This is a genomic window from Lederbergia citri (genome assembly GCF_018343625.1).
Classification (GTDB): Bacteria; Bacillota; Bacilli; order Bacillales; family Bacillaceae_C; genus Lederbergia; species Lederbergia citri.
This window is the reverse complement of the sequence record NZ_JAGYPG010000002.1, coordinates 1355045-1374872: the sequence shown is the minus strand read 5'-3', so window position 1 is coordinate 1374872 and position 19828 is coordinate 1355045. Positions and strand designations below refer to the sequence as shown.

The following is a 19828-nucleotide window of genomic DNA, read 5'->3' as shown; positions in this document are numbered from 1 at the left end:
TTCCCTAAATAATTTGTGTGGTCAATAAAGGATTCCTACCCCAACATGCTGTGCATCTGGAATAATACGATTTTTTATTGTAGGTAAAAATAAATGTATGACTAAAGTATTTATCATAATCAGCTCGCACATGCGTTGGAGATCCCGTTAGGTAAGGAATCCACCATGAGTTGCGTCAGTTTTTACTCTCCATCACCTTAACCGTTCTATTTATTCCCTCTCACTTTTTCTATAAGAAATTGAAATCCATATAAAAGCAAAGTGTCTATAAATAATAGACAGGATAATTGTATTTTTTTCATTCGCACTAATGAGGCAATCCCCCATTTTGTTAGCCACTTATCAATTAAAATATAAACGAAAATCGAATCAGCTATTAAATTTACTAGTAGATATCGGAAAGGCTTGCCATATGTAAATTTTAGAATCCATATGGAACTAACTATAAATGGACCCCATACAAAAGGAAATGAGCCTGATAATTTAGGATGGAGTTTTTCATACCACCACCACCAAGTTCTTTTTTTAGCCATAACATTTTCTAACCGTGTAATGAAGGCAATTAATATCCCTGCTGGAAGAAACCTTTTGAAGGAGCTTTTTCCTAACGAAAGAAGTGAAAGCCACGAAAAGACCATCATTAATATTAGTATTAGCTTGTTATATCTCATTAATTTCATCATTTCAAGTTCCCTCCAGTAAGATCTGTAGAGATAGCGTCCCCTGAAATAGGAAAAAATATGAATGCAGAAACAATCGCTAAGTATCTAGTAATTCACACTCATTAATGGGAAAATCAGTAATTTTTGTGGCTTTTAAAAGATTTTGCTTGACCCTATACAAGAAAAGCCAATTTCAGACCACTTACAATTATCTATGATAGGTAAGAAGGGGATACACATTCTTTGCATTTGAATATGATAGGAATAATTAATTAATTGAGGTGGACTATGGATTGCAATCCTTTACGTTATCTCGCGATAGGCGATTCACTTACTGCGGGTATTGGTGTTCCTTTTTTTGAGCCCGGATTTGTTGAATATTACAAGGGCATAAGTCGGCAAATTTTAAAAAGGCCTATCCCTTATCAAAAATATGCAAGGCCAGGAGCAACGACAGAGGATATTTTAACGATGCTTCATTCCCCGATTGTTATGGAAGCTGTCAGCCATGCAAATATCATTACGATAACAGCGGGAGGGAATGATTTAATAAACGCAGCAAAAGGATTTATAACAAATACAAACGCTGAAAGTGTGGCTCAGGCTATTCAACAATCTAGGGATCATTACTTAAAAATATTAGAAAGACTACACCATCTAGACAAACAGGAACATTACATCATACGGCTAACGAATTTATACAATCCATTTCCCGACATTCCGATAGCAGAGGCGGGGATTAAAGAGTATAATTCGATGATTGCTAGTTTTAATTCGGAAAACAATGTGAAAGTAGCTGATATCTTTAGTATTTTTAAAGGGAAGGAAAAGGCTTTATTGTCCCACGGAGGTATTCACCCCAATGGTGAGGGGTATTATCAAATGGCATTAGCTATTAGTAGATTAGGATATTCCCCGTTGGAGATTTGTCAGGGGGAGAATTGAATTGAAGCTCTTTGCAAGCATGGCATTCGGAGTGGGAAGGTGTGAAGTTTTAGCAACACGAAAAGGGGCTGCCTTTCTGTACATTAGCTAAAAAGTAAGCTGCCCCTCTTTTGCTGATTAACTTTAGAAACAACATTATATTCGATTAGGCTCCTCCAATTTTGCGGCGATAGCCATAACCATTTCTTCCGTCACTTTTGGAACATAAGATTTTAAAACCTCATTAACCATTCGTCCCATTGCGCCTCTTGCAGTGATGTCAAGATGGCCTGTTATCCTCGTTTTATTTTTACCGATTGATTCCGCTAGATAATATCCTCCGCCTGAAAGTTTTCCACTTTCTCCCTTTAAATCGAAGGTGACCTTTGTCGGTTCGATCCATTCTTTTATCGTAACCATTAGACTCATCTTTTTCTTTATAATTCCAATATCACTATAAAATTCCCAGATCGACTGACGGTTCGTAAATTTCCGATGTTGAATATATCCAGGAATAAGTGGGGCCCAGTTATCCATGTCCTTCACAAAATTCCAAACCTTATAAATTGGTAAATCCACCTCAACTTGATGCATTCCGCTTGGCATACCTTTTCCTTCTTTCTATATCGATATGACGACCTTCATGTAATATATGTTCGTTCCAACAAAAGGGGATTTGTCCCCAGCGTATATAGCTTTTTTTGGGAGGAACATGCCAACTGTCATAACCTTCGATTGTTTAGCATAATATTCTTTATTCAATAAAATATGACTTCGAAGGGAGGACAAGAATGTGACGACTAATCAATTTGTACGGTCTTTCGGTGTGATGGGTGTTTTAGGTTTTGTCATTACTGTTATAAGCGTTATCATAAACATTGCAACAGGAGCGGAATCTCTTGTCGGTAACTATTTGAATATCTTGGGATTGGTCTTGATCTTGTTTGGAGTTATGGCAGCATATTTTAGTCAATCTGTTGCTTTAGGGGTTTTTGGTTTTATCGGCTTCATTGTTATGTTCATAGGGTCTATTTGGACAATTGGTATTGTCGAGATAAATTCATTTTCCTATCCTGTAATTAATGATCTTAACTCATCGATGAATATTGGGGAACTTGCCAACAGTGAGCTGCCTTCACCAATAAAAGAGGCAATGATGACATCCAATTATTTAGGAGGTGTAGGCTCAGTTCTTTTCGGTTTAGCCATTTTAATGAAAGGTAATATTATGCGTTGGCCGGGCTTGCTGCTTATTTTAGCAGGGGTAGCATCCTTCTTTGAAAGTATGAACGAATTTTTTGGTTTTATTGGTTTTATACTTTCATTAGTAGCCGTACTTTGGATGTCCATTAAAGTTTTAAAAACTAATAACATTAGTTAAATCGTGTCAGTTACGAGTTTTATTTAAGATCTCTTGGCAGTGTCTTTTAGCACAAAGATTATCCTGAATAGGAGCCTTTTTAAAATAATATAAGGCTCCTTTTGTTGAGAGTTCATCATTTAGTGTATGGATAATTAGAAAACAAGTCACCCTCTACGAAAGCAAGTAGAGGATTATTTTTTATGTTACTTACACCAATTCTTTTGATATTTAGTGAGTAGAAGGTAATAGTGTTTTATTCTCAGAAAAATGAAGGAAGGGATGCATTTTTAATTAAAGTGTATTCCTTTTTTGATTTTAAACCCCATTTTGCCTTGTTTCTTCATCCACTTTTATTATTAAAATAGGAACAAAAGACTTGAAAATATGCAACCAATTGGCCCATTTACAAGAAATGACATTAAATTATACTATTAAACTATCATATTCAATATCACCACGAGCTGTTCCTTTTTATGTAGAAGAGAGGTGGTTAGTGCAGAAAATTGTAAGCGCGAACAATCACTTTCAGTCTTTAAAAACATTAGAGGAGTGGGAAAATGAAAAGGAAAATTGCAGCTAGTTTCCTATGTGGAAGTTTGATATTTAGTAGTTTTACAGCGGTGCAACATGCATTTGCAGAAGATAGTGCTCCTACATCTACGATACAACAACATGACAGCAAACTTTATGAAAAAAGGGGTTATCAATTAGAAGTAATTGCAGATCCTAATAATCCTGATCTTCAAACTATTATTCCGGACTTTGTGGAGCTTTATTTTAAAATGTTTCCAAAACTGCTAAAGGATTATTCGGCTGATTGGAAAAATGCATCCACAAAGGTCATATTGAAATTTGATCCGACCTATGATGGCGTGGCTTATGCAAGTAACGGTACGATTGTTGTAGGCGTCGACTACATAGTGTCTCGCCCATATGATATTGCCCTGTTTACACATGAATTATCCCATATCGCCCAGGCGTATCCTCGTTATGATGATTCCAACTGGTGGTTAGTCGAAGGGATATCAGATTATATTCGTTATGCCTATGGCCCCCATGATGGAAAGTGGATATTACCAGAGGTAGTAAAAGACACAGACAACTATAATAGTGGATACCGGGTTACGGCTCGTTTTCTATTATGGCTAGAACAGCATAAAAATAAGAAGATTGTTGATGAATTAAATGCTCAGCTCCAACAAAATACGTATGATTTAAATTCTTTTAAAACATTAACCGGAAAGTCTATTGATGAACTATGGCAAGAATACAAAGAAAATCCAGACGTAAAGGTAAAATATAAAATAAAAAACGACAAGTGACATTGGTAAATACACATAAACACAAATGACCCTCTACTAAAGGAAGTAGAGGGCCGTTTTTTTAAGCAATATTTTCTTGTTTATTGATATCATCAGCTTCTTTTTTAATATAGAATTTGCCTTTCGTAAAGATCGCAATGATGACGGTAAGTATGGCTGCGAGGACCGAGGCAAAGAAGGCGGCGGTGCTTTGAAGGAATGTTCCCATAAAGCCTGATGCAGCAATGGTGCCTAGGACACTAGAAATCACGAGGGACCAGACCCCGACAGGATTCCATTTATGCAAGTTTTCTTGCCGTGCTTCATAATACACAGGGCCAATTTTTAAAAGCTTTTTTACGATCGTTGCATCTGTTACTAAGATTGACGCCCATGCTAATAGAAATACTCCTTGGAATGTCATGACGGCTTCCAGGTAATCGACAATATTCATGAGCATTAAAATAATCGCCGATACGCCAGTAACAATGACCCAAAAACGTCTGCCAGGAGTAAACTTAAAAATATTTTCAAAGAAATTCGATAGCGATAAAGAGCCGCTATAAATGTTGGTCACGTTAATTCTTACCTGAGTTAAGACGGTAAATAACGCACCCCAAATGCCTAGAAGAAGGACGATATAGACTCCGGGATTCGGTTCACCGAGACGAACACCAAACCAGATTCCAAGACCTCCCATTACTCCGAAGCAAAAAATTTGTGGAATGAACCCAATCGCAAAGATGCCGATTTTATGATCTTTCGGTTTTAAAAAACGTGAATAATCGGATGCGAGAAGGGGAGTAAGTCCCATAATTCCGTGCTGCATTCCGATACAAAGTAATAAGGCAGTTCCTCCTACGTGGACACCTTCCGGCATATAAGTCCAAAATATCCCATCGAAGCTTGATGGCTTCATCGCGGCCATGATGATGGCTGCCAATAAGAATAGAAAAAATAAAGGCAAGGACCATTTTTGTAATTTATCGAGTTGTTTTATTCCAAACCAATTTAATGGAATAACGATCGTTCCGAAGAAAAGAATGAGTGCCCATTTGGGGATTGAGGGGAAGAATTCGTGTACAGCTGTAACTAATATTAGTCCTTCCAATGCACAATACATAATAAAGTTTGTTGCGTAAATAAAGGAGGTTAAGGATGCTCCAATATATCCAAATCCTCCGCCTCTTGATAGGAGGTTGACATTCATTCCCGACTTTGCAGATAGGTGAGCAATGAACGTTCCGAGAATTCCTGCAACAATAATAGCATAGACCGCGGAAATGATAGCATTAACTGCGCCAAATTTAAGCGCCATTACACTACCCATTTGAAAATAGAAGATGGCAGTGGCAATTCCAAATGTAATATTGGTAATACTCAGCCACCCCATGTTTCTCTTGTGGCGGGGGACACTATCTAGTGAGTAATCATCCCCTAACTTTTGGTTGCCTTCTTTGTAATCTTTAGTTTTAGTCAAATCCAATATGAATCATCTCCTTTTTGTGTATGTCTTCACATAGTGGACTTAAACAGCGTCTCTATTCACAAAAAATGCAACGTTTTAATGTTATCAAAATAATGTATGTTACTCAAATTCTAATTTTCTGTAAGTTGTAGAAGGAGCCTTTACTATACTAAGCTAACCAACCATATCCTCCGTCTTTCGTAGAATTCCTCTAGAATACTCGGAAAATCTTTATTAAATCATTGAAATAGATATAGGATTGAGGGGAAAAACGTAATAACAACTCGTTAAACCATAATCGGAATTAGGGTCTTATAAAAACAGACGAGGTAAAAATCCTATTCTCTTATAGTGATTTCCCTGTCCCAAATTTCAGGTACTCTACCTAAAACAAGGGAAATCCACGAAAAAGAATGGTTTTTGCACTCGTCCGATTAGTTGGTTAAATTTCAAGAATGGAGTGATTATGTTCAATTCGTATTCTAAAATGGTTCATGATTCGTACTTGTTCTTCAGTTAACTTCTCTTTGTTCCAGTACATATGCATTAAGCTGTATTCGAATATTTCCTTTAATTTAATAAACAGAGGAAGCTTACCTAACATATCTAGAGATAATTCATTTTCCGTTTGATACCCGTCGATTATTGCTTTTGTGATCGAACGCCCATAGTCAACAATATTTCCATTCCCAACAAACGAATACTCTAATGCACTATAGATTGGTACGGCTAAATCAAAAATATAAAAATGTTTCTCACAATCTTGGAAATCAATCATCGTCAATTTCGAATCGTTATCTACCAAAATGTTTTCTAACCATAAATCACCGTGCAGCAAGCCATAGGTTGAATGAGATTTTGGCAATTTTTTTATTGTAGATAAAACCTCATCAGCAATTTCTCTAATACTGCTCTCTTCTTTAGGGATATATGTAAGAAACGCATACTCCTCATTATCATGCCAATCTTTGATATATTTAATCGTCTCTATATCTTCAAATTTCTTTGTTAAACGATGTAATCTACCAATTTGCCGACCCAATTCATTAAATACACTAGCATTCCATTGATTTTTCGGTAAGTGTATGCCAGAAGCGGCTCTATATAAAACAGTTAAAAATTCCTTGTCTAGCATGATCTTTTCTACTAGATTACTGTTTTTAGAAAGGATTATTGGTGGCACACCAAATCCTTCATTATATAAAAAGTTTGTATAAGTAACTTCTTCTAACTGCTCTTCATATGTTTTATAGTTCGTTATTCTAGCGAAAAAGATACCTTGTTCTGCAATACATCGATACATTTCATTGGTTACTGGCTCAATTTTTATAAAATCTACTGGATATATTTTATTTAAGGATTCTAGTATCTTTTTTTTCATATAGCTATTCTCCCGTCAATATAAATAAGTTCATCATTTTGAAATCTAGATTTTGTTAGCTCACTAGTAATAGACAATATTTTTTAGGACTCACTCAAATACGATCATAACATAAATATCCAGATTTATTTGAAAACTGTAGTAATAGCTAGTAGAAAGAGAGCCAAAAAATCCTAAATGCATTATGTGGAAACCGGGATATAGGTTTAATCTTTGTAAGATTCTTTGTATGAGCCAACTCTATGTTTTAGAGGTTTTTGTATGAATACTAAAATGAGAAAAATATTGTTCCTATTATATAGAAAACCTTGCAAAAATAAGCAATCATTGTGACCGAACACCGATTAGATTATTAATGGCTAACATTTTTCGGGTAGGCAATGTTATAATTTGGTATATATAATACTTTTTACCTATTATTACACTTAGAATATTCCGATACATCGAATTTCATATTTCCAAATTGTGCTAAAATATACAAAGGCTTACTAAGGAAAGGGTGATACATCTCTTGCGTAAGTTCGTGATCGTTATACTTGGTTTAGTTTGTGTCGTCCTTTTTTATTTTACGATCGTTTCTGGAAGTAAAGTTTTTACAAAAGATTGGGAGCTGCCTCGAACGACAGAACAAGTGGATACGAAGCACCGTCTCGTATTGATTACACAGGAGTTGGAGACTCCTTTTTGGGACAAGGTTGCAAATAGTGCCAAGGAAGAGGCAAAGAAGGAGTCTGCTAGTCTTGAAGTTTGGGGAAGCTATGGTAATAACCAAGAGGATTTTTTAAAAAAGATTGAAATCGCCATCTATTCGCAAGTGGATGGAATTATCGTGCAAGGATTAGATACAGATGAGTTTAAAACCTTGACGAAAATAAAAGCGGCTTCATACGGAATTCCGATTATTACTGTCGCAAACGACGTTCCGATGGGGGATAGTCTTAGAAAGTCGTATGTAGGGTCAGATCAATACTTAGCCGGAAAGATGATCGGCGAACAGTTACTCGTTGATATGGGGACTGAGGGAGAAGTAGCGATCATGATTGATATGCAGCATCAATATTTTCAAGAACAGCGCTTGGAAGGGATTAAAGATGTCTTAAAGGAATATCCAAACATTCAAATTACTGAAATAGAGATGCAGGATGCGAGAGAACAAGTCATCGCAACGACGAAAGATGTCTTAAACCGACATCCGAATATAAATGCTTTTATTGCTATAAATGCCGATATACTGGCCGCTATGGTACAAGAGATTGAGAGCAGATCGCAAATTGAGCGCTATTTTATTTATTCATGTGACGATGATTATGAATCTATCTCTTTGCTGAATCAGGGGAAGATTGATGGAATCATCGAGCAGTCTCCGGAAGAGATGGGAACGATGAGTGTGAAACTAATTTTGGACTGGCTTAACAATGAGAAAGTTCCACTCGATTTAAATGGATATAAAACCGATATTCGGATTGTAAAGGCGACGGATGTAAGATGAACAGTATTCAGAAAAAAATATTAGTGCTCGTCATAGCGGTTCTATTCATTATGGTAGCGATTTGGGCTTCACTTACGTATTACAATCAAAAAATGCAAAGTCAGTACAATTATATATTGGAACGATATTTGATTATGAGCGAGGTCACGAGTGAAAGCCAGCAAATGGTAGCAGCTCTTAATAACTACTTAATTGAACCGACAGCGGCTAATTTAGATGAGATCACTGCTAATAAGAAAAAGATCGAGAAAACGAAAAATAAAGTTTCAAAGTTTAGGAATATAGATAATGATTATGCACTCACGAACTACGAAAACTTAATCGATAGTCTTCTTGAAACGACGAATCAATCCGTTTTAGCCCTTACGGAGCAACAAACAGAAGATTACTTGAGTGCCTTTTCCGAAGCGAGTCGGATTTCAAAATATATTTCCGAAATGACGCTTACTTTAATTGATACGGAACTAAAAACGTATGATCGTTTCTACCGCGGTATTATTGATAGCTCGCAAGAATTAAAGAAGCTCGGAACGTGGCTATTGCTTTTAATTACATTGCTGCTATTGCTATCGGCTCATTGGTTTTCGAAAAGAATCACAAGGCCGGTCAATAAGCTGACACAGGCGGCACATGATTTATCAATGGGGCGCTTTGATTTGAAAATAGAGGTTGATTCCAATGATGAAATTGCATTCCTCGCTAAAATGTTCGATAAGATGCGTATAAATATTAATAACTATTTATCTGAAATAAAACAGAAGGCGCAATTGGAGCATGAGCTGCAGCAAAGTAAGCTGCTTTTACAGGAAAGTCAGCTTCGCAGTCTACAAAGTCAAATTAATCCTCATTTCCTTTACAACACACTAGACATACTTTCTAAAAAGGCTTATCTAGAAGGATCTGAAGAAACGAGTGATCTTTTAGTCAGTGTGGCGGGGCTATTGCGTTATAACATTAATAAACTGGAAAATTCTGCTTCGCTTTTTGAAGAGGTACAGGTTCTTAAACAATACATAGATATTCAAAATGCTAGATTTACAGATCGACTGCAATTTCAAATGGAGATTGATGAATCGTGTTTGGACGTGGAAATTCCCCGTCTAACCTTACAGCCCATTGTAGAAAACGCCGTCATACACGCGATTGAACCTGCAGAGAATGGTGGAAGCATATGGTTTCGTGTAATTGATGGTGTTGATCACGTAAGAATTGAAATGGAAGATGATGGTCCGGGTATGACGGAAGAGAGAGTTCAGCAAATGCTCCAGGTGAATACGAAAAAACCAGAAGGCCATTTTACAGGAATCGGAATAAATAATGTGGTCAAGCGATTGAGCTTGTTTTACAACCGTAATGACTTATTTGATATAGAAAGCAATATTGGAGTCGGCACAAAGGTTATTTTAAAGATACCAAAAACAAAGAGAGGGGAATGAAATGAAGCGACTTCTTATCGTTGATGATGAACAAATTGTAAGGGAAGGTTTACGAGCAATACTATTAAACAACTTTCCGGAAATTAAGATAGAAGAAGCAAAAAACGGAAAAATGGCTTTGGAAATAGCAGAGTCATTTAGACCGGATTTGGTATTAATGGATATTAAGATGCCGGGAATGAGTGGGCTTGAGACAATTGAGACAATGAGTGAAGCAAATCCTAATACCAAGTTTATTATGATTACGGCATATGCAGAATTTGATTATGCAAAATCAGCGATAAAACTAGGTGTGAAGGATTATTTGCTAAAACCGAGCAAGGCCAATGAGGTCGTGCAAACGGTTAGTAAACTATTCAACCAAATTGATGAAGAAGAAAAGTCTCAACAAGAGAGCCTCCTTCAGCAAAACGTATTAAAAAAAGCATTAACGATTGTTGAAACAGATGTTGTCACACAGTTATTATTCGATCACGTTCACGAAATCCATTTGGACGAGTTAGTAGGGTTGTTACATACTCCGATGACAAGTGAAAAGTTTGTCATGAGTGTTGTATTGCCGCATGATAATGGAAGCCTGTACGCAGACATTAAACAAAGGGCTAGAAAAATAGGAAGTGCATGGGTTGGTACGTTATATGGACGCCAAATTCCGATTATCGTGTTTAGGCAGCAAGGTCAATCTTTTCGCAACCAAGCGATTACTCTTGCAAGAGAAATTTTATCTGTAGCCAAAACCGACGATAAGACGGGGTGGTTTATCGGGATTGGGAATGTTTGCAATTCCTTGGAGAAAATACGGCTATCATATCAAGAATCGCTGATTGCTACGAAGGATAGCACGCTCCCTGTTAAATATCGTTTTTATTCAGATATACCTATGGACAACAAAAGAATAGACGGATTTAATTCGAAAAAACTTGAAAATAAGTTTTTTGATTTGATTCGCAATGGCCAATGGCAGGAAATCATGAAAGAGGTTTCGGAGTTAATTGAGTTTTTCGAGAAGAAGGGTGTCAGTTTAATAGAAACGCAGCAACGCGTCTTGGAACTGCTTTGGATTGCATCACGGGTGTTAAATGAAATCGGAGTGGAACCAGATACTCCTTTATATTCTTTTCTAATAAAAGATTTCCGGCAATTACGTACGGAAACGAATCATTTACTCAACCAAATGTGGCAGTCTTGTATCGAGTATCAAAACCAGGTTGAAGACGACACGATTAAACAGATTAAGCAGTATATCGTTGAACATTCCCATAAAGAAATTTCCTTAGACGGGATTGCGCAAATCTTTGAACTAAGCCCTATTTATATTAGCAAGCTTTTTAAAGAGCAGTTAGGTGTGAACTATATAGCTTTCTTAACGGAATGCCGATTAGAAAAAGCAAGAAAATTGATGTTGAATCCTGAAAAAAGCCTGAAAGAAATCACATTTGAAGTTGGATATCAAGATCCCAACTATTTCAGTAAGGTTTTTAGAAAGATGTATGGCGCGTCGCCTACCGAATATCGAAAATCACTACTGGGGGTAAAGGCGTAACGAGATAGAAAAAGGGTGAAATAAATGAAATTAACCTTTCTAAAGGTAACTCTCCTAATGTGTATGCTTGTTTTAATCCAATTTGCCACTGCCTGTGAACCAGATAAGCATCCCTCGAGTAATCAGAATTTGAACGGAGTTTCCTCTGTAAATAAAGAAACTAAAGTAAACGTTCCTTCTGAGGATGATAAAATCGTTATTGGTTTTTCGATGGATACGTTAGCTGAAGATCGATGGCTGCGCGATCGAGAGTTGTTTCGAGAAGCGGTGGAAGCACTAGGTGCCGAGGTGAAAATTTTTGCCTCAAAGGGAGACGACGCATTACAAATTTTACAAGCAGAAACGCTCATTAATGAGGGCATTGATATACTAGTCATCGTCCCTCATAATGCAGAATCAACAGCAATGATTGTCAAAAAAGCTCACTCAGCAGGGATTAAAGTCCTCTCTTATGATCGATTAGTTCGAAATTCTGAAATTGATTTGTACGTTTCGTACGACAACGAAATGGTCGGAGAGCTTCAAGCAAATGCGATCACAAAACAAGTGCCTAAAGGGAAGTATGTATATATCGGCGGAGCGGAAACGGATTACAATGCCCATTTATTTAAAAAAGGTGTTTTTAACGTACTCCAACCTCTCATTGATAAAGGCGATATCACGATTGTATATGACCAATGGACAAAAGATTGGTTCCCTGAAAACGCGTATGCCAGTATGGTAGAGGCTTTAAAGGCAAACAACAACGAGGTTAATGCTCTTATTTCCGCAAATGATGCCACTGCGGGAGGAGCGATTCAGGCACTGTCGGAACAAGGGCTGGCAGGAAAAATCCCTGTTGCCGGGCAGGATGCTGACCTTGCCGCAGCACAGCGAATTGTGAAAGGCACTCAAACGATGACGGTATATAAGCCATTAAAAGAACTTGCTGACTTAGCCGCTGAACTTGCAGTAAAGCTTGCTAAGGGGGAAGAAATAACGGTAGAAAGAATGATAAACAATGGAAAATCAGAAGTGCCATCCATTCTCCTTTCTCCAATAGCGGTCGATTTAGAAAATATAGATGACACGATTATAGCGGACGGCTTCCATTCTAGACAGGAAGTGTATGAAGGGAAATGATTGTTTTTGTTGTGAACCACCAGGATTTTGTGACCTGGTGGTTTTTGGTGTACGTTACTAGTGAATACCAGAAGATCAGTCCTGATTCGGCTCCAATCGAGACAGAAACCATTGAAAGTATGAAGATTTGTCCCGATTCAGCTCCAATCGAGACCGAAACCATTGAAAACCTAAAGATCAATCCCGATACAGGCCCTATCGAGACTGAAATCCATGAAAACTTGAAGATTTGTCCCGCTCCGACTCTAATCGAGACAGAAACCATTGAAAAATTGAAGATTAGTCTCGATTCGGCCTCAATCGAGACTAAAACAATTCAAAATCTGAAGATTTGTCCCGATTCAGCTCCAATCGAGACAGAAACCATTGAAAACATGAAGATCAGTCCCGATTCGGCCTCAATCGAGACTGAAACTATTCAAAACCTGAAGATCAGTCCCGGTTCGGCTCCGATCGAGACGGAAACCATTGAAAACTTGAAGAACACTCTCGATTCGGCTCAATCGAGACAGAAACTATTCAAAACCTGAAGAACTGTCCCGATTCAACTTCAATCGAGATAGAAATTATTCAAAACCTAAAGACCTGTCCCAATCCAACTCCAATCGAGCTTCAACCAAACTATAAATCCCGCAAAATATTAAAAAAACACAGACGATACTAAATAATTACTAGAAGAAAGCGTTTTTATGGTCCTAAAGCACTGCTATATTTAAAGAGAAGTTAAAAAACCTATAAGTGAAAGGGGTTTCAATATGAAGAAGGTTAAATTGATTTCTGCTATGCTCGTTGCTATGTTGATGGCCTTTATGGTAGTTGGTTGTAGCAATGATAGTGCTGGTGGAGAAAGCGGTAGTGGCGAAAAAAGTAGTGGCGGCGGAAAAAAATCTGGCGGTAAGGTAAACGTTGGTATTGTCTTACCTACTAAAGACGAAACACGATGGGTACAAGACGAAGCCCGTTTTAAAGATGCGTTAAAAGATTCGGATTATTCGACGGAAATACTATTTAGCCAAGGTTCATCTGCTAAGGAAAAAGAAAATGTTGAAACACTGATTAGTAAAGGAATAGATGTATTAATTATTGCTCCTCATGATGGGGCAGCAGCTGGTGCAGCGGCAGAAGCTGCTAAAAAAGATAAAATTACTGTAATTGCTTATGACCGTCTTATTACAGAGACAGATGCAGTCGATTATTATGTTACGTTTGACAGTGTTGCTGTAGGTGAAGCCCAAGGCCAATACTTAGTTGATAATGCTGGCGATGGCAAAGGTATTCCATTATACCTTTATGGCGGAGCGGTTTCCGACAATAATGCCTTCTTATTCTTTGAAGGTGCTTGGAAAGTGTTACAACCAAAAATTGCTGACGGTACTTTTGTTATTGCTAACTCAAGTGAAGCAGAAGCTTTCAAAGATAAAGCTGAACTTTCCCGTGATGAAATGGGTAAGATCCTTGGACAAATCACAACAAGCTGGAATGCAAATGAAGCAAAAAATAAAGCTCAAACTCACTTAACTGCTGCTAGCAAAGACAAAAAAGGCGATGTTCTTGTTCTTGCTCCAAATGATGATACTTCTCGTGCTATCGCAGATGTATTCGCATCTGACCCTGATGTATCAAAATACGTGATCACTGGTCAAGACGCTGAAAAAGCCTCTATTCAATACATTATTGATGGTAAGCAATCGATGACCGTATTTAAAGATGTTCGTACACTTGTTGCGGATGCGATGGGAATAGCTGTTGATATTCTAGACGGCAAAACACCTGAAACAACTGGTTCTTATGATAACGGAAGTAAAGAAGTTCCAGCGAAACAAACAGATGTTATTGTTGTTGAGCAAGAAAATGTTAAGAGTGAACTTATTGACTCCGGTTACTACGAAGAGAGCGATTTCTCTGGACTATAATAACGTAAATAACTAGAGCATAGAAATAGTGATAGATGTATGTCTATCACTATTTCCCCATTGTAATAGTTGTTTTGTTAAGGAGGAAAAACATGAGCGAATATATTCTGGAAATGAAGCAGATAACGAAGGAATTTACAGGAGTCAAGGCGCTCAGCAACGTTAATTTTAAAGTGAAAAAAGGTGAGATTCACTGTTTAGTTGGTGAAAATGGAGCCGGCAAGTCTACGCTTATGAAAGTGCTTAGCGGTGTTTATCCTTATGGCACGTATGAGGGAGATATCATTTTTGATGGCAAGGTTCAACAATTCAACAAAATCAGTGACAGTGTTGATACGGGGATTGTCATTATTTATCAAGAGCTAGCCTTATTCCCAGACCTTTCTGTTTATGAAAATATTTTTATCGGCAATGAAGTGAATCAAAAAGGGGTTCTAGATTTTAACAAAACAATTGTTGAATCTAAAAAATTGTTGGAAAAGGTGAACCTAAGGATCAATCCGGAAACGCTGATTAAAGATTTAGGAGTCGGTAAACAGCAGCTCATTGAAATTGCAAAAGCGTTAAGTAAAGATGTAAAATTACTGATTTTAGATGAACCGACTGCTGCGCTAAATGAAGACGATAGTGAGAACCTCTTAGACTTGTTGCGTGAATTAAAAAAGCAAGGCATCACCTGCATCATGATCTCCCATAAGTTGAAGGAAGTTATCTCCATAGCGGATAAGGCGACCGTCATTCGGGATGGACAAACAATATGTACCTTGGACGCTTCCAAGGGAGAAGTGAAGGAAGCTGCGATTATTAAATATATGGTCGGCCGAGAAATTGAGGATATTTATCCGAAAAGAGAGAAGAAATCTTTTGGCGATAAAATTCTTGAGTTATCGAACTGGACTGCTTATGATCCGCAATTAGGACGTAACGTCTCTAAAGGTGTCAATTTGTATGTCAGGAAAGGTGAGATTGTTGGCATTGCAGGATTGATGGGCTCGGGTCGGACCGAACTTGCTCTTAGTATTTTTGGTAACTCAAAGTCTTATAAAATACAGGGTGATCTATATGTTGATGGACGTCCTGCCATTTTTAAACATACTAGCCAAGCCATTAAAGCAGGGATCGCTTACGTGACGGAAGATCGTAAAGGTGACGGGTTGTTTTTATTACAGGATATTAAGAGTAATATCTCTGCTGCAAACCTCAAAGGAATCTCTTCGAATGGAATTATTAATCAAAATGAAGAAATCAAAATTGCTGATCATTATAAACGTTCATTAGGTGTTAGAGCCTCATCAATACTACAGCTCGTTGGTAATTTGAGCGGTGGTAACCAACAAAAAGTTTCATTAGGTAAATGGCTATTTGTAGGCCCTAAATTGCTTATTTTAGATGAACCGACACGAGGAATCGACGTGGGTGCTAAGTTTGAAATTTATTCAGTCATGAATGAACTTATAGATCAAGGTATGAGTATTATAATGATTTCTTCAGAACTTGGTGAAGTTCTTGGTATGAGTGACCGCATCTACGTGATGGCTGAAGGAGAAATTAAAGGTGAGTTGTCATCTGCGGAAGCTGATCAAGAAAAGATCATGGAACTTGCTACGCAATAGGAGGTTAATGTTATGAAACTATTGAATGAAGCGAAGCACTTAATTAAAGATAATATTCGTGATTACGGGATGTATATCGCTTTAATCGTTATAATGATTACTTTTACAATTTTAACAGATGGTTTATTTATATCCTCAAGAAATATTAGTAACTTACTAGATTCAGCTGGATATATTGCCGTGTTAGCTGTCGGTGTTATGCTCGTTATTGTGATTAGACATATCGACTTGTCGATTGGTTTCTTAGCTGGATTTCTTGGAGCAATCGCAGCGATATTGCTAATGCAAGTTGGAATGCCGGTCTATCTCGTTATTCCAATTATCCTGATCCTTGGAATATGTGCAGGATCGGTTACAGGTTTCCTGGTAGCTAAAATCGGAATTCCCGCTTTCGTTGCTACGCTTGCTGGATGGCTGATTTATAGAGGTGCGATTCTTTTAGCAACAGAAAAGACAGGAACTATCATTGTTAATAATGATGCATTTAATGCGATTGGTAATGGATATATTCCATCGCTCACAGTTGTTAATGGTGTCCATCTATTATCGTTGATCATTGGTGCATTGGCGATTGTATTCTATATTTACAGTATGTTTAATAACCGTAGAAATAAAATAAAATACAATTTTGAAGTTGTCTCTAAAGAGATTTTTATTCTGCAATTAATTTTTGTGTCAGCTATTATTGGTTATATTACATGGATTTTAGCTAGCTACAACGGATTATCTTGGACCGTTATCATTATGCTTCTCGTTGTGATGGTCTATCATTTCATTACGACAAAGACAGTGGTAGGGAGACATATTTATGCAGTAGGTAGTAACCCGGAAGCAGCACATCTTAGCGGGATTAATGTAAGTAAAATTACATTCCTAGTATTCGGATCAATGGGAATGCTATCTGCGCTATCAGGTATTTTATTTACCTCTCGTTTACAATCCGCTACAACGACTGCAGGTACGCTATTCGAACTTGATGCAATTGCAGCAGCCTTCGTAGGAGGTGTTTCTGCCGCAGGTGGAGTCGGGAAAGTAACAGGAGCCGTTATTGGAGCACTTGTTATGGCGACCTTAACAAACGGAATGAACTTGATGAACGTCGGAATTGCTCCCCAATATATCATCCGTGGTGGAGTGTTGGCGTTGGCGGTTATTTTTGACGTATTTACTCGTAGACAAAGAGCTTAAAATCATGACTTGAAAAATAGGACAACTATGAGTAAAAGTGTAGTACAGATAAAGTGCAGACATAATAGAAATAACATATAAAATCGAGTATGAAACCACAGTGGTTTTATACTCGATTTTTGTTGTTATTCGTTATGAATTTGTATCCGAAGGTTGACCGAAATGAAAAAACCTAAAATACAAATTAGATGATTTTGGCGATGAACCCAGTCTGTAATAGGCATATTTTGGAAACTATAAAAACTATTCTACTATAATAATAGTATGATATAATTTTACACGGAAGTACATATAAGGGGGAAAATAAAGTAAATGGAAAAAAAGGAAAAACAGAAAAAACCGTTTTATAAAAAATGGTGGGTATGGGTAATTGCAATTATTATTATTGTTGCGGCCGTTAATAGCAACGATGACGATGCAGACGCTAGCAAAAAGGAAAGTAAGCCGGCTGTCACCGAACCAGCGAAAGATCAACCAAAAGAGAAAAAGGAACCTGAAAAGATAAAAGAGGAACCGAAAAAAGAAGATGCGAAGGCAGAGGATGACGTTCCTGCTGAATATAAATCTGCTTTGAAAAAAGCTGAATCGTACGCAAAAACAATGAACATGTCCAAAAGTGCTATTTTTGAACAATTAACTTCAGAATATGGCGAAAAGTTTTCTACAGAAGCAGCCGAGTATGCAATGAGCAAACTCGAATATGACTGGAAAGCAAATGCTTTGAAAAAGGCTGAATCCTATTCAAAAACTATGCACATGTCAAAACAAGGAATCTATGAACAACTTATTTCTGAACATGGCGAAAAATTTACTGAAGACGAAGCACAGTATGCAATTGACAATCTGAAAGCCGACTTTAATGAAAATGCCTTGGCAAAAGCAAAAAGTTATCAAGAATCAATGAGTATGTCACCTGAAGCGATAAGAGACCAATTAACCTCTGAGCACGGTGAAAAATTTACCCAAGAAGAAGCAGATTACGCTATTGAGCATTTAGATAAATAAAAACGTAAAACCAAAACATTTCGAGAAACTGACGCATGGGAACTCGAAGGTGAGGACATACGAGTAATGGAAAGAAGGATTTCGATCCTTCTTTTTTGCGTGTTCCAGGCAATGTAAATTGAAACGCCGTATACGAGACCCGTAAGTAAGGTGTTGTGAGAGGAGCGAGAATAAGTTAACTTATTTTCCCTCTACTGAATTCAAGGTTTTAATAATATCTTTCCTATACTTTTTCGACTTTCTAGTAATTCATGTGCTTCGGAACCTCTTTCTAAACGAAAAATGGTTGGTTTCGTTATGTTTAATTTCCCTTTCGTGATCCAGTCAAACAGCTGTTGTGATCGTGTTTTTCTTTCTTCATAGGAAGTTAGGACATTCCACAGGTCTCCTCCTGTCAAGGTTTTGGAAGTGTCCATAAGAATACGTGGATCTACTGAAGAAGGATTGCCCCCAGACATTCCAAAAAAAACAACAGTACCGCCGACTTTTAAAGCCTCTAAGCTGCTTTTTAAAGTAGAGCCAACTGAATCATAAACGACATTTACACCAAGCTCATCTGTTACTTCTTTTACTTTCTTAACCCACTCTTCTTTGTATAAAAAGACATGATTTGCTCCCAGTGATAAAGCCGTTTTGGACTTTTCCATTGAAGAAGTAAGACCAATCACTTTCCCGCCTAGTTGTTTACATATTTGAATGAGATTTTGACCGACTCCTCCAGATGCAGCATGAATGAGGACGGTATCTCCATCTTTAATTTCGTAACTGTCCTTGGTTAAGTACTGTGCTGTTAAACCTTGCAATAAAACAGACGATGCTACTTCAAATGATATGTTTTCAGGTAATGGGATTGCTTTTTCTTTAGGTACTGCTACAAGCTCAGCGTTAGCGAAGGGCACATCGGCAAATCCAACACGGTCACCTATTTTAAAGTGGGTGACATGTTTACCAACTTGCTCCACGATACCTGATCCTTCATATCCCAATATGTAAGGGGCTTTTCCTTGTAAATGATAATCTCCTCTTCTTCTGTATATATCAGCGAAATTCAGACCAATTACATTCATTCGTACCAACAATTCCTTTTCCTTAATGATCGGGTCAGGAATATCTTTATATTGCAAAACTTCCGGACCGCCAAACTCTTCAAATACGAGTGCTTTCATCATCATCCTCCCAAAAATAGTCGATCACTCCTTTATCATCTTATCCAGAGTAGATAAAAATTAAATTAGAATGAGACTATTTTTATTAGCTTTCTTGTTCAATTTTGGTTAGCGAAATTAAGAAAAACCATTGATTTCAACCTATGTGCTTTTTAAGGAATCTAATCAAAAGTCATTGAAACGTAAGGTTATTGATAAACTTACAATCGACAACGTAAAATCTTATTTTAAGAAGATCTATGTAATAAACTTAA

17 protein-coding genes are annotated in these 19828 nt (G+C 37.3%); 12 read left to right on the top strand and 5 right to left on the bottom strand.

The features are described 5' to 3' along the window. Window positions 1–206: 206 nt before the first annotated feature. Window positions 207–683: a hypothetical protein gene (locus tag KHA97_RS15205; RefSeq protein ID WP_213125548.1), complete on the bottom strand. Its 477-nt coding sequence runs from the start codon at window positions 681–683 to the stop codon at window positions 207–209. Window positions 684–950: 267 nt separating this feature from the next. Between KHA97_RS15205 and KHA97_RS15200 the strand changes: the two genes are divergently transcribed. Continuing rightward, complete coding sequence (locus KHA97_RS15200) at window positions 951–1607, top strand: GDSL-type esterase/lipase family protein (RefSeq protein WP_213125547.1); 657 nt, start codon at window positions 951–953, stop codon at window positions 1605–1607. A gap of 135 nt (window positions 1608–1742) precedes the next feature. On the opposite strand, the gene KHA97_RS15195 is transcribed toward KHA97_RS15200, so the two are convergent. Next, the gene (locus tag KHA97_RS15195) at window positions 1743–2192 is read right to left on the bottom strand and encodes a CoxG family protein (protein ID WP_213125546.1); all 450 of its coding nucleotides are present in this window, start codon (window positions 2190–2192) and stop codon (window positions 1743–1745) included. 187 nt (window positions 2193–2379) lie between these two features. Between KHA97_RS15195 and KHA97_RS15190 the strand changes: the two genes are divergently transcribed. Together KHA97_RS15190 and KHA97_RS15185 are read left to right on the top strand one after the other, a co-directional pair. Then, complete coding sequence (locus KHA97_RS15190) at window positions 2380–2967, top strand: hypothetical protein (RefSeq protein ID WP_213125544.1); 588 nt, start codon at window positions 2380–2382, stop codon at window positions 2965–2967. Window positions 2968–3506: 539 nt separating this feature from the next. Then, window positions 3507–4271, top strand: a complete 765-nt coding sequence (locus tag KHA97_RS15185; RefSeq protein WP_213125543.1) for a basic secretory protein-like protein — start codon at window positions 3507–3509, stop codon at window positions 4269–4271. 61 nt (window positions 4272–4332) lie between these two features. On the opposite strand, the gene KHA97_RS15180 is transcribed toward KHA97_RS15185, so the two are convergent. Then, a complete protein-coding gene (locus tag KHA97_RS15180) occupies window positions 4333–5730 on the bottom strand; it encodes a purine-cytosine permease family protein (protein WP_213125806.1) in 1398 nt (465 codons plus the stop codon). Between the two features lie 430 nt (window positions 5731–6160). Next, the gene (locus KHA97_RS15175; RefSeq protein WP_213125542.1) at window positions 6161–7099 is read right to left on the bottom strand and encodes a phosphotransferase enzyme family protein; all 939 of its coding nucleotides are present in this window, start codon (window positions 7097–7099) and stop codon (window positions 6161–6163) included. A 511-nt stretch (window positions 7100–7610) separates the two neighbouring features. Here KHA97_RS15175 and KHA97_RS15170 point away from each other — a divergent pair. The 9 genes from KHA97_RS15170 (at window position 7611) to KHA97_RS15130 (ending at window position 18408) form a co-directional block, all read left to right on the top strand. Further along, entirely contained in the window at window positions 7611–8588 is a 978-nt protein-coding gene (locus KHA97_RS15170; RefSeq protein WP_213125541.1) for a substrate-binding domain-containing protein, read from the top strand. Next, a complete protein-coding gene (locus KHA97_RS15165) occupies window positions 8585–10024 on the top strand; it encodes a sensor histidine kinase (protein ID WP_213125540.1) in 1440 nt (479 codons plus the stop codon). Before KHA97_RS15170 ends, KHA97_RS15165 begins: the two co-directional genes overlap by 4 nt. A gap of 1 nt (window position 10025) precedes the next feature. Further along, entirely contained in the window at window positions 10026–11567 is a 1542-nt protein-coding gene (locus tag KHA97_RS15160; protein WP_213125539.1) for a response regulator, read from the top strand. A 24-nt stretch (window positions 11568–11591) separates the two neighbouring features. After that, window positions 11592–12689 (top strand): sugar ABC transporter substrate-binding protein, encoded by a 1098-nt coding sequence (locus KHA97_RS15155; RefSeq protein ID WP_213125538.1) that lies wholly within the window; start codon window positions 11592–11594, stop codon window positions 12687–12689. Continuing rightward, window positions 12686–13219 carry a hypothetical protein gene (locus KHA97_RS15150; RefSeq protein WP_213125537.1) on the top strand — a complete coding sequence of 178 codons (534 nt, stop codon included), beginning with the start codon at window positions 12686–12688 and terminating at the stop codon, window positions 13217–13219. Before KHA97_RS15155 ends, KHA97_RS15150 begins: the two co-directional genes overlap by 4 nt. A 225-nt stretch (window positions 13220–13444) precedes the next feature. Next, window positions 13445–14602, top strand: coding sequence for a sugar ABC transporter substrate-binding protein (locus KHA97_RS15145; RefSeq protein WP_213125536.1), 1158 nt, complete (start codon window positions 13445–13447; stop codon window positions 14600–14602). A gap of 92 nt (window positions 14603–14694) precedes the next feature. Continuing rightward, window positions 14695–16215 (top strand): sugar ABC transporter ATP-binding protein, encoded by a 1521-nt coding sequence (locus KHA97_RS15140; protein WP_213125535.1) that lies wholly within the window; start codon window positions 14695–14697, stop codon window positions 16213–16215. A 12-nt stretch (window positions 16216–16227) separates the two neighbouring features. Further along, window positions 16228–17403: a sugar ABC transporter permease gene (locus KHA97_RS15135; protein WP_213125534.1), complete on the top strand. Its 1176-nt coding sequence runs from the start codon at window positions 16228–16230 to the stop codon at window positions 17401–17403. 312 nt (window positions 17404–17715) lie between these two features. Then, on the top strand, window positions 17716–18408 hold the full coding sequence (locus KHA97_RS15130; protein ID WP_213125533.1) for an Ltp family lipoprotein: 693 nt from the start codon (window positions 17716–17718) through the stop codon (window positions 18406–18408). A 200-nt stretch (window positions 18409–18608) separates the two neighbouring features. Here the strand turns inward: KHA97_RS15130 and KHA97_RS15125 are convergent, their stop codons facing one another. Next, complete coding sequence (locus KHA97_RS15125) at window positions 18609–19574, bottom strand: quinone oxidoreductase family protein (protein WP_213125532.1); 966 nt, start codon at window positions 19572–19574, stop codon at window positions 18609–18611. Window positions 19575–19828: the final 254 nt, after the last annotated feature.